General features: G+C 43.9%; 13 protein-coding genes. 3 read left to right on the top strand and 10 right to left on the bottom strand.

The annotated features are described in order from the left end of the window. Positions 1-149: 149 nt before the first annotated feature. Positions 150-1,397 carry a glutamate-5-semialdehyde dehydrogenase gene (locus BB427_RS15655; protein ID WP_039493024.1) on the bottom strand — a complete coding sequence of 416 codons (1,248 nt, stop codon included), beginning with the start codon at positions 1,395-1,397 and terminating at the stop codon, positions 150-152. Between the two features lie 3 nt (positions 1,398-1,400). Next, positions 1,401-2,507, bottom strand: coding sequence for a glutamate 5-kinase (gene proB / locus BB427_RS15660; RefSeq protein ID WP_069021860.1), 1,107 nt, complete (start codon positions 2,505-2,507; stop codon positions 1,401-1,403). A 565-nt stretch (positions 2,508-3,072) separates the two neighbouring features. Here proB and BB427_RS15665 point away from each other — a divergent pair. Beyond that, positions 3,073-4,944: a cation:proton antiporter gene (locus tag BB427_RS15665; RefSeq protein ID WP_069021798.1), complete on the top strand. Its 1,872-nt coding sequence runs from the start codon at positions 3,073-3,075 to the stop codon at positions 4,942-4,944. Positions 4,945-5,292: 348 nt separating this feature from the next. On the opposite strand, the gene BB427_RS15670 is transcribed toward BB427_RS15665, so the two are convergent. The 4 genes from BB427_RS15670 to BB427_RS15685 all read right to left on the bottom strand — a co-directional run bounded on the left by BB427_RS15670 (position 5,293) and on the right by BB427_RS15685 (position 9,443). Next, positions 5,293-5,931, bottom strand: a complete 639-nt coding sequence (locus BB427_RS15670) for a tetratricopeptide repeat protein (RefSeq protein WP_069021800.1) — start codon at positions 5,929-5,931, stop codon at positions 5,293-5,295. Positions 5,932-6,173: 242 nt separating this feature from the next. Continuing rightward, positions 6,174-7,490 carry an adenylosuccinate synthase gene (locus BB427_RS15675; protein ID WP_010378944.1) on the bottom strand — a complete coding sequence of 439 codons (1,317 nt, stop codon included), beginning with the start codon at positions 7,488-7,490 and terminating at the stop codon, positions 6,174-6,176. 339 nt (positions 7,491-7,829) lie between these two features. After that, entirely contained in the window at positions 7,830-8,885 is a 1,056-nt protein-coding gene (gene recA, locus BB427_RS15680) for a recombinase RecA (RefSeq protein WP_017218478.1), read from the bottom strand. Between the two features lie 66 nt (positions 8,886-8,951). Beyond that, complete coding sequence (locus BB427_RS15685) at positions 8,952-9,443, bottom strand: CinA family protein (RefSeq protein WP_069021802.1); 492 nt, start codon at positions 9,441-9,443, stop codon at positions 8,952-8,954. A 24-nt stretch (positions 9,444-9,467) separates the two neighbouring features. On the opposite strand from BB427_RS15685, the gene mutS reads away from it, so the two are divergent. Beyond that, a complete protein-coding gene (mutS, locus tag BB427_RS15690; RefSeq protein ID WP_069021804.1) occupies positions 9,468-12,059 on the top strand; it encodes a DNA mismatch repair protein MutS in 2,592 nt (863 codons plus the stop codon). A 46-nt stretch (positions 12,060-12,105) separates the two neighbouring features. On the opposite strand, the gene BB427_RS15695 is transcribed toward mutS, so the two are convergent. Next, complete coding sequence (locus BB427_RS15695) at positions 12,106-13,362, bottom strand: outer membrane protein transport protein (RefSeq protein ID WP_069021806.1); 1,257 nt, start codon at positions 13,360-13,362, stop codon at positions 12,106-12,108. A gap of 373 nt (positions 13,363-13,735) precedes the next feature. On the opposite strand from BB427_RS15695, the gene BB427_RS15700 reads away from it, so the two are divergent. Next, positions 13,736-14,053 carry a hypothetical protein gene (locus BB427_RS15700; RefSeq protein ID WP_010374094.1) on the top strand — a complete coding sequence of 106 codons (318 nt, stop codon included), beginning with the start codon at positions 13,736-13,738 and terminating at the stop codon, positions 14,051-14,053. On the opposite strand, the gene BB427_RS15705 is transcribed toward BB427_RS15700, so the two are convergent. The 3 genes from BB427_RS15705 to BB427_RS15715 form a co-directional block, all read right to left on the bottom strand. Then, positions 14,050-15,324 carry an HD-GYP domain-containing protein gene (locus BB427_RS15705; protein ID WP_069021808.1) on the bottom strand — a complete coding sequence of 425 codons (1,275 nt, stop codon included), beginning with the start codon at positions 15,322-15,324 and terminating at the stop codon, positions 14,050-14,052. The genes BB427_RS15700 and BB427_RS15705 overlap by 4 nt on opposite strands. Positions 15,325-15,549: 225 nt before the next feature. Continuing rightward, positions 15,550-15,885, bottom strand: coding sequence for a ribonuclease E inhibitor RraB (gene rraB, locus BB427_RS15710; RefSeq protein WP_010374098.1), 336 nt, complete (start codon positions 15,883-15,885; stop codon positions 15,550-15,552). Beyond that, positions 15,885-16,598 (bottom strand): 1-acylglycerol-3-phosphate O-acyltransferase, encoded by a 714-nt coding sequence (locus BB427_RS15715; RefSeq protein ID WP_010374100.1) that lies wholly within the window; start codon positions 16,596-16,598, stop codon positions 15,885-15,887. The genes rraB and BB427_RS15715 overlap by 1 nt, the downstream gene beginning before the upstream one ends. Between the last annotated feature and the right edge of the window lie 36 nt (positions 16,599-16,634).

Genomic DNA, 16,634 nt, shown 5'->3' on the forward strand with positions numbered 1-16,634 from the left:
CTTCTTACTTCTTACTTCTTACAAAATTAACACCTTAAATCGAAAAGAAAAAAGCCCAAGTCTTTCGACCCGAGCTTTGCAGTTACTTATGTCATTCTGTGTATACCACTGAGTATGATTCTTCCATCTACTCAAGCAGCATCTGTTCATTATTCTCTGATTTGGCCTTCACCATTCACTAAAAACTTTTCGGTTGTTAGCGACTCCAAGCCCATAGGTCCGTATGCGTGCAATTTGGTGGTAGCAATACCAATCTCGGCACCTAAACCTAACGCTGAACCATCACTAAAGCGTGAAGAGGCGTTAACCATCACAACCGACGCATCTACACCGCGTTGGAACAAATCAGCAGCTGCTTTGTCTTCCGTACAGATAACTTCGGTATGGTGACTACCAAAGCGATCAATATGTGCAAGCGCTGCATTAAAATCAGCAACCTGACGAACCGCTATTTCAAGGCTCAAGTATTCTTCGCCAAATTCGTCATCGCTTAACTCAACTGCATTATCAAAATAAGCTACGGTTTGCTTACACGCATTAATTTTCACACCCCTTTCTGCTAGTGCTGCAGCAACTTTCGGTAAAAAAGTCGGAGCGATATCTTGATGAACGATTAACCCTTCAAGCGCATTACATACACCAGTACGCTGCGTTTTACCGTTTAACAGAAGCGCCATTGCTTTATCGAGATCAGCCGCTTTGTCTATATACAAGTGACACACGCCTTTAAAATGCTGGATCACTGGCACCGTACTATTCTCAGTAACGAAATTGATTAGACCCTCACCGCCACGTGGGATGATAAGGTCGATATATTCTTTTTGCTGCATCAGCTCCATTAACAACGCGCGGTCTGGATCCGGAATAACAGAAACCAACGCGGCAGGTAGATTATGTTTTTCGAGCGCCTTATGCATCGCTTTTGCGATCTCTAACGAACTCGCTAACGCTTCTTTACCACCACGCAAAATAACACCATTACCTGACTTAAAACACAGCGCACCGGCGTCAGCGGTGACATTGGGGCGCGCCTCATAAATCATGCAAACAACACCAAGTGGCACTCGCATTTTGCTGATTTTAATGCCATTTGGTCTTACGCCCATGTCTCTACGTGCACCCACTGGATCGTCCAGTTGAATGATGGTCTCAATGCCCTCAGCCATGCTTTCAATCCGCGCTTGGTTAAGCGTTAATCTATCTATCATGGCGTCGCTAAGTTGGTTATCACGAGCAGCAGCTAAGTCAGCTTCATTGGCTTTAATAATAGCATCGCTGTTATCACGGATCCCTTTTGCCATATCTGCTAACACCGCATTTTTTTGCTCTGTAGATAATAGTGCTAACTGTTTCGCTGCTTTTGCAGCCTGTGATGAAATATCTGTGATTAAACTCATGTCTTATGACTTCTCCAATAATGCAATATCTTGTTCTGAAATAACGGGTCCGATGCTATCTTGAATTCTTTCGCTGATCGGATCCTCTTCATGTTCAGTTAAAAAGTTCAGCAGGCAACTGCTGTAATTGGTGGTTGCTTTGGCTAAGCGCTTACCATCTTTGCTCCTCACGAGCACGGTATCTCCAACAGAAAACTCACCTTTTACTTCAGTGATTTCATCGCCACTTAACTGACCCACCACTTGATTTTCGCCTGAGCCATAATCGCTATCAACGACCAGCTCACCTTGCTCTGATGCCGTGTGAGTCATCCAATGCACCGCTTCTTGCATCGGTTTATCATAGGCTGTAAATACCGTGCCTGGATTTTTTCCCGCCAACAATAATTCAAAGGTTGTTTCTTCGAAGCCGTTAACAATATAGGTATCTATACCGTGAGACGTCGCCTTTTCAGCAGCTTCAATTTTGGTCTTCATACCACCGGTACCAACCTTACTCGTTGGACAACCTGCCATATCGTAGATTTCTTCAGTGATCTCTGTCACCTCTGAGATCAGCTCTGCATCTGCGTGTAAATTAGGGTTTTTGTTATATAAACCACTGACATCGGAGCAAATAATTAGCCCATCGGCATCTGCAGCTCCCGCTACCATGGCAGATAAATTATCGTTATCACCCACCTTCAGATCGTCTGTGGTTACGGTGTCATTTTCATTGATAATAGGCAGTATTCCGTGATCGAGTAAAGTGAATATTGTTTCACGAATACTGGTATATCGCTCCCTGTCACGCAGGTCGCCGTGAGTCAGCAATATCTGCGCCGACGGGAAGTCGAAGAAACGATCCCACGTAGCCATCATCTCGGTTTGGCCAGCTGCCGCCATCGCTTTTTTCACCGCGATGCTAGGCTGATCTGAGTTTGGAAATAAGTGCGATCCTGCTGCGACTGAACCTGAAGAGACGAGGATCACTTCGATACCTCGGGCTCGACAACGCACGATGAATTGCGCGATGCTGAGTAAATAGCGGGATCGACACCCATCTTGCTCTGGCGCGATCAACGCACTCCCGATCTTGATTACTATACGTTTTGACTGTTTCATCGACATAAATTCCTGCATTAAATTAACCACCCACTCACGAGTTGGTACTCCAAATATCTCCTATTAGAAGACAACAGAAAGCGCAATGCATCGACCAAAAAGTCGGCAAATAGATAAAACAGACAGACGTGCGACGGCGAAGACCTTAGTCCCATCATGTCGCCACACATGCTAAACCCAGACACAGCAACAATCGTTAACTGGCTGACATTTCACTAATAGAAGATTGATTGTGACATCAAGTACTTAACCCTTGACGTCGAGCCGTTTCCAACAGGGCCACCATGGTTTGGTGCGGCCGGAAAGGCTGTACCGCAATGAATAATTGCGTAATGAGTAGATTGTGAATGACGGCGCGATTTACTCCACGCCTTGAACGCTTATTACCTTAACGTAAGCTCGGGTAAGATTGCAACCCTATCCCATGTTAATTATTTATGACCACCATAAATCAATTTTATAATACCTTATTTTCAGTAATTTATTCACTTTACCCTCATTCGCGCTGTGTTATAACAGGATGCTAGCTATACTGATAAAAATGTTGGGATAATCCAACCGGGGAGAATCTATGTCAGCAATCTACATTGCAGGTATTGCAGTATGTTCTGTAATAGCACAATGGCTTGCTTGGGCCTTTAAGGTTCCTGCAATTTTGTTTTTACTTCTTATTGGCCTTGCTTTGGGGCCATTTAGTGGCACGCTGGATCCAGATGCTTTACTCGGGGATTTACTTTTTCCCGTCGTCTCACTTTCCGTTGCCGTTATCCTTTTTGAAGGTTCACTAACACTGCATTTTAAAGAACTCAAAGGAATTGGTAAGGTCGTACGAAACCTTTGTTCTATCGGGATGTTAGCAACCTTTGCGGTGATAGCAACGACCGCAATTTTCGTGCTGGAGCTTAACTGGCAAGTTGCCGCCGTTTTGGGCGCAGTACTTGTCGTGACCGGTCCAACGGTTATTGCCCCGATGCTGAACGCCATGCGCCCAGACAAAGACATAGACCGTATTTTACGTTGGGAAGGTATAGTCATAGACCCTATTGGTGCACTCTTTGCGGTACTCGTATTTGAAGCAGTCTCTTTAGTTGGTGGCGAAGGTATCTTTAGTCACACCTTGTGGGCGCTCGTATCAACGCTTGGTGTTGGGATAAGTATTGGTGTCGCATCAGGTTACCTAACCACATACCTAATAAGAAAAGAGTGGCTTCCCTTTGAGCTTCACAAATTCGCCATTTTAGCGCTGGTGTTGTTTAGCTTTACGCTATCGAATCATCTGAGCCATGAGTCTGGTTTACTGGCCGTGACTATCTTTGGTATTTGGCTCGCTAACCAAGATGACTTGGAAATAGACTCAGTGTTAGAGTTTAAAGAAGATCTCTCAATGATCCTGATTTCGAGCTTATTTATATTACTCGCGGCACGACTCAAGTTAGAAGATTTAATGCTGTTAGACACCGACGTCTTTATCTTTCTCGCAGTAGTATTATTTATTGCTCGACCACTGTCGATATTCTTATCGACGTTCAATACTGACTTACCGATAAAGTCTCGTATTCTGTTAAGCTGGATAGCTCCTCGAGGCATTGTTGCTGCAGCGGTAGGCTCAGTTTTTGCGCTGAGTATGACAAAATCACAAATAGCAGATGCGGATAAAATGGTGCCGCTTATTTTCACCGTCATCATTATCACCGTGGTACTACAAAGCCTAACTGCAACACCTTTCGCACGTCTTTTAGGAGTACGTCAACCAAAGCCCAATACCTTACTTATCATTGGTGCAAACCATGTAGCTAGAGCGGTGGCTAAAGGCTTAAAAGACCAAAATATTGATGTTTATCTCTCCGATCCCGCATGGGAAAACTGCAAGATGGCGAGAATGGACGGACTGCCTTGTTACTATGGTAACCCACAGTCGGAACATGCAGAGCGTTACCTCCCGTTGACCAGCTTAAAGTCAGTACTAGCGCTTTCACCTAACCGTCACCACAACGCTTTGGGTGTACAGTACTTTTCTCACTTACTTGGCGATCAATGTGTTTATTCGCTCAAATCATCCACTAACCACGCCAAGGCGAACAAAGATAGCGCCACTTTCCTTTCTCGCCAAATCTTATTTGGCGACGAAGGTAATTACGCCAAGCTAAGTAGCATGATGGCTAAGGGCGGTAAAGTGAGCGTAACGCGGATCTCAGAAGAGTTTAAATGGGAACAGTATAAAGAGGTTAACAGTGAAGCAATCCCGCTGTTTGTACTCACAGAGCAGAACAAAGATGAGGAACCCATCTTGATCCGCCCGTTTACCTCTGATATGAAGAAGCTTCCTGAAGAAGGCGATCGCGTATTGGCATTGCAGCCGCCGAAGTTAACGGTGCTTAAAGATCCAAATGCGAGTAAAGAAGGCCAAATTGGTGCAAAGCTTAGCAGCCAACAAATTACTTAACCTGAGATTTGGATACGAAATAAGCTAGCTTTACCGGCTTTATTTAGAAATAAGTAAAAACGGCGTAACTTACGCCGCTTTTACTTTCCACTCATAATCTGCTGAAAGTAAAACCTATTGATCCAACGGAGTTAACCTAAGCTCAGGTTATATAACCTGAACTCGGAATAAGAAGTAAGTTAATCCACTAAAATCACTAAGCTCAAAAGCGTAGTATCACTCTAGCCAGAAGTTATTTCTTAATACAAGGCAAATTTGTGCGTCAATAGCTGGCCTATTGCAAGCAAATTTAACGCAGTAGTAAGGGATAGCAGCTGCTAGAGAACAAGTTGTTATCCCGAGTTCAGGTTATATAGGCAATCTCGCGCGCTTGACCACACTATCAGGCATTTTGTTTGCCAATTGCCCTAGGGCTACCTGAATCCGCTTATGTAGCTTTTTATCTGCAACTGCGGAATGAAACAACCATCGATAAGCATCTTCATAATCTCTAGGACTACCGTGGCCTTGATTAAACACATCTACGAGCCTTAATTGAGCGTTTAAGTTGCCAAGTGCTGCGGCTTCTCTCAGATAGGTTACCGCCATCGCTTTATCTTCTTGCACCAACTGGCCAACATCATAGTAGCGACCTAATTGTTCAAGCGCCGCGGCAAGGCCCTGCTCTGCTGCCCTTTTCATATAATAAAGGCCGAGCTCAACATCTCTGTCTACACACACGGCATAAGCTAACATGTCACCATAAAGAAACTGATACGAAGGCAGCGCCATGATCTCAGCACGCGCTTCAATATCTTTAACCAGCTGGCACTCATCCGCTTTAACCCTAGCAAGGTGTTGATTTTTTTCAATGAGCGCTAGTAGCTCTTGCTGCGTATACAAAGGCACAGCTTCGATAGCCTCTTCGGCAAATACTTTGCTCTGAATACTGAGACTTAAGGAAACACTCAATGCTGAAGTTGCAAAATAACGAAGTAAGTAATTCATCGAAGACCCATCAAAGTAAAGCTGATTGTTTAACTATAGCAGGCTGCAAAGGCAAATTACTTGCTCTGCAGCAACATCGACACTCAAATTTGATTAAGCATTATTTACGCCAAAGCGAAGTCTAATTTTATCATATGAGCAAAAATTCACTTACTTATCGGCAGGAAGACAAAAACTTGTAGGGTAATAGACACAAAAAAAGCTGCCGTAGCAGCTTTTTTCTTTATCAATCGACAGCAGGATTATTCAGCAAAAGGGTTGCGAACAATCATTGTTTCAACGCGGTCTGGGCCTGTTGAGATGATATCAATTGGCACGCCAGTGATTTCTTCTAGGCGCTTGATATAGTTGATAGCGGCTTCTGGAAGCTGCTCAACAGAAGTTGCACCAAAGGTGTTTTCGCTCCAACCTGGCATTTCTTCGTAGACTGGAGTCACTTTCTCATAGCCTTCAGCAGCAAGAGGAGTCACATTAGTCACAGTGCCGTCTTCTAATTGGTAACCAGTACAGATTTTCACTTTTTCTAGACCATCAAGTACGTCTAGTTTAGTTAAGCAGAAACCACTGATGCTGTTGATTTGAACTGCACGGCGCATTGCCACTGCATCAAACCAACCGGTACGACGTAAACGACCAGTTGTTGCGCCAAACTCGTTACCTTTCTCGCCTAAGTGTCTGCCAACTGGGTCTTGCTTGTCTTGACCATCGTAAAGCTCTGTAGGGAAAGGACCTGAACCAACACGAGTTGTGTAAGCTTTAACAATACCTAAAACGTAATCTAAGTGTAGCGGACCAAAACCTGCACCAGTCGCAACACCACCGGCTGTAGTGTTTGATGAGGTTACGTACGGGTAAGTACCGTGGTCGATATCAAGTAATGTACCTTGCGCACCTTCAAATAGAATATGGTCGCCAGCATTACGCGCTTGATCAAGCAGTTCAGTAACGTCAACAATCATTGACTTAAGTACTTTTGCTACTTCCATTGCATCATCGTATGTCTTCTGGAAGTCTACTGGGTCTACTTTGTAGTAGTTAACCAAGGCGAAGTTGTGGAACTCTAGTACTTCTTTAAGCTTCGCAGCAAATTGCTCTGGGTTGAAAAGATCGCCAACACGTAAACCACGACGTGCAACCTTATCTTCGTACGCAGGACCGATACCACGGCCAGTTGTACCAATGGCTTTTTCACCACGCGCTAGTTCACGCGCTTGGTCTAGTGCAACGTGGTAAGGCAAGATCAAAGGACATGCTTCGCTGATCAATAGACGCTCACGTACAGGAACGCCACGCGCTTCAAGCATGTGGATTTCTTTCATTAGCGCATCTGGTGCTAGTACTACACCATTACCAATTACACATTTAACGTCTTCGCGTAGTACACCTGATGGGATCAAGTGTAGTACCGTTTTCTCACCGTTAATTACTAGTGTATGGCCAGCATTGTGTCCGCCTTGGTAGCGAACAACTAAAGAAGCCTTATCTGTAAGTAGGTCAACTACTTTACCTTTACCTTCGTCACCCCATTGGGTGCCTAATACAACGACGTTTTTACCCATTGCAAATTCACTTAGAAAAAATTAGGCGCAGATTTTACCAGAAAACCATAGTCGAAATCACCCCAATTTGCCTAATTTTTCTGCTTTCAATAAGATTGATGATGTAAAGCATCAAGGCAAGTTACATAACTTGTTGAAAAGGTGGATTAATAGCTGAAAATCAAACAACGTATTTTATTTTTATATCAAAATAGCTGTATTGTTCGGATTAATCGATAACTATCTCTTTGTTATCAAAAGTAAACTTTTATAAAACGTAAAAAGCCCAAAGGTTAACCTTTGGGCTTTTTAAAATATAGCTCAAGCTTGCTCGCGAGCAGTTAAGCTTGAGTGACTAGCCTATAGCTCTAAATCGTCTTCAACTTCAGCAAGGCCTTTATCTTCTCCCTCTTCTGGCATAATAACCGCTTGCGCTAGGAGCATTTCTCTCAACTTGCCTTCAATTTCGTTGGCAATCTCAACATTTTCTTTTAAGAACTTAATTGAGTTTGCTTTACCCTGGCCGATCTTATTGCCGTTGTAGCTAAACCAAGCACCCGCTTTATCAACCAGTTTGTGTTTCACACCTAAGTCTATCAACTCACCTTGTTTCGACGTACCTTCACCGTACATGATGATGAACTCAGCTTGCTTAAATGGTGGTGCTACTTTGTTTTTCACAACCTTAACACGAGTTTCGTTACCAACAACCTCATCACCTTCTTTCACTGAACCAATACGACGAATATCAAGACGTACGGATGCATAGAATTTAAGTGCGTTACCACCAGTTGTGGTTTCAGGGTTGCCAAACATCACACCAATCTTCATACGAATTTGGTTGATGAAAATACATAATGTGTTCGAGCGTTTGATATTAGCTGTAAGCTTACGCAATGCTTGTGACATGAGTCGAGCCTGCAAGCCAACGTGTGAATCACCCATATCGCCTTCGATTTCAGCTTTAGGGGTAAGTGCTGCTACCGAGTCAATAACAACCAAATCAACCGCACCAGAACGAACTAACATGTCACAAATTTCAAGCGCTTGTTCACCGGTGTCAGGCTGTGATACTAATAGCTCATCAACATTAACGCCTAGCTTTTCAGCATAGATTGGGTCGAGTGCGTGTTCAGCATCAACGAACGCACATGTTTTACCAAGCTTCTGCGCTTCTGCAATCGCTTGTAATGTTAGCGTTGTTTTACCTGATGATTCTGGACCATAGATTTCAACAATACGACCAGTTGGTAAGCCGCCGATACCAAGTGCAATATCCAGACCTAGTGAACCAGTTGAGATGGCTTCAATATCTAGCGCCTTGTTCTCACCCAGTTTCATGATTGAGCCTTTACCAAACTGACGCTCAATTTGTGATAGTGCTGCGTCTAATGCCTTTTGCTTGTTATCGTTCATTTGCTTCTCCAATTCAGCGTAATGACACCTAGTATACTGTATGAAATTACAGTATCAAGTAGAATTTTATGATTTTACCATCGCTATAGTATTTTTTAATGCAAATTCAATAGCTTGAACTCTTATTTCAGCCCTATTTCCAGTAAATACTTGGTGAAATGCCTGAACTTTGTCACTATTTGCAATAGCAAACCATACAGTACCTACTGGCTTATCAGCACTGCCCCCTGTTGGTCCTGCTATACCAGACACAGCAATGGCAACTTCAGCATGGGCTGCCCGCTGAGCGCCTTTGGCCATCTCCAAAACCGTTTGCTCACTCACTGCACCAAATTGCGTTAGCGTTTGTTGTGATACTCCTAATAATTCATGCTTAGCTTGATTACTGTATGTCACAAAACAACGTTCTATATATGCAGAGCTCCCCGGCGTATCTGTTAACGCATAACTCACCCCACCACCCGTACATGACTCTGCGGTAGTGATTGTTACGCCGTTATTCGTTAGAATAGCGCCCAATTGTGCCGCATATTCGGCTATCTCTTTGTAGTGCTCCATAGGAAAACCTTTTAGGTATCAACAATGTCGTCAGATCTATATTCAGAACACACTATAAACCAACAAACCCCAATGATGCAGCAATACCTGCGAATTAAAGCTCAGCATCAAGAAATCTTGCTGTTCTATCGCATGGGCGACTTTTATGAACTCTTCTTTGACGATGCCATTAGAGCGGCGCAGCTTCTCGATATTTCTCAAACCTATCGCGGCAAAGCCGGTGGCAATCCAATTCCAATGGCGGGTGTTCCCTATCATGCAGTTGAAAACTACTTAGCTCGCTTGGTACAACTGGGTGAATCTGTTGCTATTTGTGAGCAAGTTGGCGACCCCGCGACCAGTAAAGGTCCTGTAGAACGTAAAGTTGTGCGTATTGTTACTCCAGGTACCGTCACCGACGAAGCACTATTGCAAGAACGCCAAGATAATTTACTTGCGGCGGTCTACCAACATCCAAAAAACTTAGGTTATGGTATTGCCTATCTTGATATTAACTCGGGCCGATTTAATATCGTAGAGCTACAGACTGACGAAGCACTTAACTCTACGCTACAGCGCTTGCAGCCCGCAGAATTGTTATATCCAGAATCATTTCAGAACCTTTTAGTGCTAGAAAGTATTAAAGGCAGTCGTCGCCGCCCGGACTGGGAGTTCGATTTAGACACAGCAAAACATTTACTTTGCCAGCAGTTTGAAACCCGCGATTTAGTCGGTTTTGGTGTCGACAATGCCAATATGGGCTTAATCGCTGCGGGTTGTGTCATGCAATACGTGAAAGACACGCAGCGCACGGCATTACCTCATATTCGTGCGATCACGCTCGAAAAGAATGAGCACGCGGTGATCTTAGATGCCGCGACGCGCAAAAACTTAGAGCTAACACTGAACCTCTCTGGCGGTGTTGAAAATACCTTAGCGCAGATTTTAGATAAGTCTTCAACGGCCATGGGTTCGCGCTTACTAAAACGCCGTATTCATACGCCCGTGCGCGAACGCAAAGAGCTCAATGCTCGACTCAATGCGATTGCGAGCCTTATCGAACAACAACTATGCATGGAAGTTTACGACGCACTAAAACACATTGGCGATATTGAACGAGTTGTAGCACGGTTAGCGTTGTTTACCGCTCGTCCGCGTGATCTAACGCGTTTAAGAAGTGCATTACAAGCATTACCGCCATTGCATGATATTTTACAAGATGCAACGGATGCGAGACTTCAGTCTATCATTAGCCACTCACCGGCATTACCTAAGTTACAAGATTTGTTAGAACGAGCGGTTATCGACAATCCCCCTGTTCTCATTCGTGATGGTGGAGTGATAGCACAGGGTTACAATGCAGAGCTTGACGAGCTACGCGCATTAAGCGCAGGTGCCACGGATGTTTTAGAAAAACTTGAAGAAAGAGAGCGCGAACGCACAGGGATCTCGACATTAAAAATTGGCTATAACCGCGTTCACGGATTTTATATTGAGATCAGCCGCGCCAATTCGCATTTAGTGCCTGCAGAATACATTCGCAGACAAACACTGAAAAATAACGAACGCTATATTATTCCTGAGCTAAAAGAGCATGAAGACAAAGTGCTTGGAAGCCAATCGAAAGCACTAGCACTTGAAAAACGCCTATATGAAGAGCTCTTTGAACTCATCGCTCCTTATATTGAACAATTGCAAGTCATGGCAGCGGCGCTTGCCGATTTGGACGTACTAAACACCTTAGCTGAACGTGCTCAGACACTAGACTATTGCAAGCCCACGCTTACCGAGGGCACTGAAATTGATTTAGTGGATGGTCGCCACCCAGTCGTAGAACAAGTAAGTAAAGAGCCGTTCATTGCCAATCCAGTAAAACTCAATGATGAACGTAAAATGCTCATTATTACTGGACCAAATATGGGTGGTAAATCGACCTATATGCGTCAAACCGCGTTAATTGTGTTGATGGCGCATATTGGCAGCTATGTACCGGCAAGCGCGGCTACCATCGGTATTGTCGATCGTATTTTTACTCGCATTGGTGCCAGTGATGATCTTGCCTCTGGGCGCTCAACCTTTATGGTTGAAATGACCGAAACTGCAACCATTTTAAACAATGCAACCGCCCAGTCGTTAGTGCTGATGGACGAAATTGGTCGCGGGACAAGCACCTATGACGGTTTATCACTCGCTTATGCGACAGCGGATTATCTCGCCAGCAAAATTGCAGCAAAAACACTGTTTGCTACTCATTATTTTGAATTAACCGAATTGGCTGAGCAACAAGCTGGCCTTGTTAATGTGCATTTGGATGCCGTTGAACATAACGATACCATTGCCTTCAAACACACAGTAATGGAAGGAGCTGCAAGTAAGAGTTTTGGTTTACAGGTAGCAAGTCTTGCCGGCGTGCCAAAAGCGGTGATTAAGTTGGCGAAACAGAAACTCGCTTTGTTAGAGCAACATCAGAGCGTCGTTGGCGATAAGCCTGTTCATGTTACAGCGCCTGTACAGCAGAGCTTAATGCTTGCTAATGAGCCTTCTGAGGTTGAAGCGCTACTTGCAGATATGGATCCCGATGATATGACACCAAAGCAAGCTCATGCTTTGCTATATCAACTTAAATCTATGCTATAAAAAGTAAAAAGCGGCTAAAAGCCGCTTTTTTAATGTTCTCTTACAATTAGAACTTGTGGTTATACTGAAGACCAAAGATCATCGCATGGCCTTTAGAGCGATAGCCCCACTCACTGAATCTGTCAGCTTCAGTGAAAGTTTGTGTTTTACCTCTTAAAACACTGATCCCGAAATCTACAGTTGCTTGGTTAGCAAGTGTATACTCCGCACCAAATGAGTACCAAGTACGGTCTGTATCAGGAATTGAGATAGACAGATGGTTTTCATCCGCTGGTGATTCATCATACGCCATACCTGCACGTAGTTTCACCGCATTACTAAGCTGATAGTCAGCACCAACTGCAAAACGTAATGAATTAGAGAAGTTCTCTTCTTTAGTGAATACTGAACCTGCGTTACCAACTACAGCTTCCAGTTCATCAAAACTATTCCAGCCAGTCCAAAGTACACTGTAGTGTAGTGAGGTTTCTTGGTTTAGTTTATGAGAACCTGAGATCTCAGCAATCGCAGGTAACGTTACATCTACTGAACCTGGTAGTGACGCGCCATTCAAGCCGCCAATCGCTGCTGGTAAGTCGTTGCTAAAGTGGCCATCAAATGTGATATCTGTTTCACTACGGTAATGGAAGCCGATTAGGTTGTTTTCATCAATTTGATAAGCAACGCCTAGGTTCCAACCAAAGCCATAATCGTCACCTTCTAAATGTACTGCTTGAGTACTTGCTGGCAAACCTGTCGTTGTCGCGCCAAGGTTACGGACGATTTTAGCATCGGCATAAACTTCATTAATACCAAACGCTACGCTCCATTGCTCATCAATTTGGTAAGCAGCTGAAATGCCTAAGTTAACGGTCTTAATTTCAGTTTCACCCGCGATTTGGCCAGCAACATAATCCTTATCGAATTCTGTAGATAGGCCAAACTGTGAATAGATACCTGCACCAATCGACCATTGGTCATTATATTTGTGTGTTGCATAAATAGCAGGAATAACAGCACTTGGTGCGATGCTGTTGTCATTTAACGCTGCTGCAGGGATACCATTGCTAGTACCTGTTCCCGTCAGGCTTACGTCCGGTTGAACATACATAGCTGCTACTGATAATTGCGTGCCTGATAGCTTACCCATCAATGCTGGGTTACGTGCAACCACTGACGCATCGTCGGCTGCAGATGCTTCACCCGCATAAGCACGACCAAGGCCAGATACGTTTTGTTCCGCAAGTTGAAAGGCGGCAGCTAGTGCTTGTGATGACGATAAAATCGCACCTGATGCGATAAGACCTAATAATACTTTGTTCATACTCTAATCCCCTGTGAACTAACCATTTCCTGAGTAATGGTTAAAAAAACCAATTCGAGTAACACTGCGTAGCCTCACTTTGACCTTGCTCACCTAGCCAATATCCAGCTATGCCACACACCCACCAAATTGGCAGAATAATAAATTCATGACACCCTACCTAAAAGTGGAGTAGAAATCTCCTTTTTTGCGACTTTTCGTTGATTAAGTGAACATATAACGAACAAATTACGCACTTTATAAACTCATCGGATGAGACAAATTATCAAATGATAATAATTACCAATATCATTGACGTACCTTCATCCCTTATATACACTCTTCAATCTGAGTATGAGTCATTCTGTGTGCTAATCGTGCCAAGGAGAACAACATGTCGATAGCATTAATCGTTTGCGCATTGGTATTTTGCGGTCTCAGCGTATATTGCCTGTGCAAAGCAAACTACTGTGCCTGTCGCCACGCAGGAGAGTGTGATAATCCGGTCAGTCAATACTGGCTAGGTGCAATTGTCGCAGCGCTGCTATCACTGCTGCTAAGCTGTGCGGCGTTACATTCGGAAAAGGGAACATTACTGTGGATATTAATGATGGCAAGCTGTATGACTGGCGCAATGCTCTCTGCTAGATGGCAAAATCTCAAAAGACGCTGTAAAAACGCTTTCTTTCCGGTCGCGCAATCCAAACCTTAAATCAATAATTGATCTCTTAGCAATCGTGAGAGGTTAATTTGATAATCAAGCGGCCTGACACTTGCGATCACTTTGATGTCTGACTCGCTTAAATCCAAATCTTTTGCCGTAACATGGTGGAGATGTTTGGTATTGTAAAACACTCGTACAAGAGGCGCCGTGGGCGCATGTTTATTGCCTTCGAGTACCAATCCTAATCGCTCGTTGGTCAGTTTAACAATAGTCCCTACGGGGTGAACCCCCATACACTTAATAAAACGCTGCACTAGAATAGGATCAAATTGCTTTTTACTCGACAGCAAAAAGCGTAATGCATTAATAGGCTCATCAGCCTCTTTGTGGTGCTGATCTGAGGTTATGGCGTCGTATACATCCACAATCGCCATCATTCTTGCCGCGGTGCTGAGTGCGTCGTCTTTAATCCCTCTGGGATAGCCTGTACCATCTAAGCGTTCATGATGGTTGATGATCATGTCCAGCATGATTGGCGTGATCCCTGACTCTCCTTTGCTCAACCCTAAAGACTGTGCCACATGTTTTTTGACCGCACGATACTCAAGATCGGTAAAATTGCCCGGCTTATTGATCAGTCCCTGGGGTAACTTAGCGTGACCAATGTCATGCAACATCGCCCCCATGGCTAATTGTTCAATAATGTGATGTTGCAAACCGAGGTGCTTGGCAAATACGGTGATCAGAATTGCGCAGTTGGTCATATGACGCCAGTTGTACGCATCTTTGTCTTTAATCCGAGTTAAAATCGCCATCGCATTTGAATTGCGCAGTACCGAATCGACGATGTCTTTACTTACCTCATTGATGAGGCTCATATCGACCTTCAAACCCGATGTTACATCTCCATAGAGGCTTTGGATCTGACGGTTACTTTTTTCAAACTTTTGCATCGCAACCGCAAATTCTTGCTGCAAAGTTTGTTCTTTACTCACCGTTTTGGCTTTGGATTTTGGCTTGCTGCGAGCGGTGGAAAGACTGCCATCCATGCCATTTTTGGCGACAGGTTCTTCAGGGGCTTGTGGTGCTTCAGTGACCGGTTCTGCTGGCTGCTGGTATTTCTGTGGTACAGGAATATCGCTCTGCGTAAAGTCGATGGTGAGCTCCAGTACCCCTTTATCAATCAGTTTTTGAATGATGGCTTCATCTCTGACCATTCCCCGAGATTTGATCTTAATGCCCGCGTCAGACTTATGCTTGTGAACATTATCCACAAACATTCCTGGTCTAAGATCTTCAATGGGGAGGACAATCTGCATGAATCGCTTACACTACGTAGTTAGCCAATGAATATTAATACCATTGAATGAGGTGAAACACCATCTATTCAGATTAAATTCACACAAAGGTATGGTGAAATTACAACCACTCAGAAACGCTTGTTATACCAATTTGCTTAATTAAGTGATCTATTTTGAGGTATTCGTGAAGTGTTGCAGGAGGGGAAACCCAACACCGTATACATGCTGGGTTTTATACAGTTGCTATTCTTGGAAATAAGTTCCCCAGCCGTCGTATTCAACGCCAGCGTCTAGTGCAACCTTTTCTAACTTGTCTACGTCTTCCATGATAACGTCGGTATCCAGTTCGGCTTCTACTACAACATCAAAGCCCCAAATTTTACCGCCGTCTTCGAGCTCAAGCTCTGCTGGTTCTTCAACATCATAGCCCAATTTAAATGCCGCTAATGCTGCTGCTTCCAGCTTGTCAAAATCCTCGCTTACAAAGTGATGTTCTACTTCATAAAGGGTTTCAGGGTTTGAACCGTCTTCTAGCAATGAAGAAACGATGTCTTCACTTATCTCACGCCAGTTTTCCATTATTTTAATCTCGCTTTTGCATCTAGTTCAGCTATTCTTTGAGCCATTTTAGCATGGATCTGAGCAGCGTGATCCCTTGCCGGCACTTCTGGGTCTAAATATTCTGGCTCTAGTATATCGATATAGACCTTACCATTATTCCAACGATTGAGCTTTATCTGCTCATGTGTTGAACTCATACATACTGGGATAATAGGCACATTGGCGCTCATTGCAGTATGAAATGCCCCGGTTTTAAATGGCAACAAACCGCGACCATAGCTTCTGGTTCCTTCAGGGAACATCCAAACCGATAGTTTTGACTCGGTGATTTTTTTTGCTGATTTGGTCAGTGTACCTAAAGCTTTAGAGCGATTAGCTCTATCAATCAAAATGTTGCCAGATAGCCAATACATTTGCCCAAAGAACGGGATCCACTTTAAGCTTTTTTTCCCCATGCTGACGGTGTTTTTTGGCACCACGGCCGGCAGCGTAAAGAGATCATAATTATTTTGATGATTTGCAACATACATCGCAGGAACAACATGCTTGGCATTTTCATGCTGCGTGATCACCAACTCAACGCCTATCAACTTTGACATATAGCCATACCATTTGGCTATCGTGTGCACATTGTTGGCATGAAAAGGACGCACAATGCACAATAACAATCCGCAAATACCACTAACAATGATAAACACTGCTAATAAGAGAATTCGTATAATGGCAATCAATTTAACCACTCCAGAATTAAAATCTCGCGCATTATA

Source organism: Pseudoalteromonas sp. BMB, assembly GCF_001709235.1.
GTDB classification, from domain to species: Bacteria; Pseudomonadota; Gammaproteobacteria; order Enterobacterales; family Alteromonadaceae; genus Pseudoalteromonas; species Pseudoalteromonas maricaloris.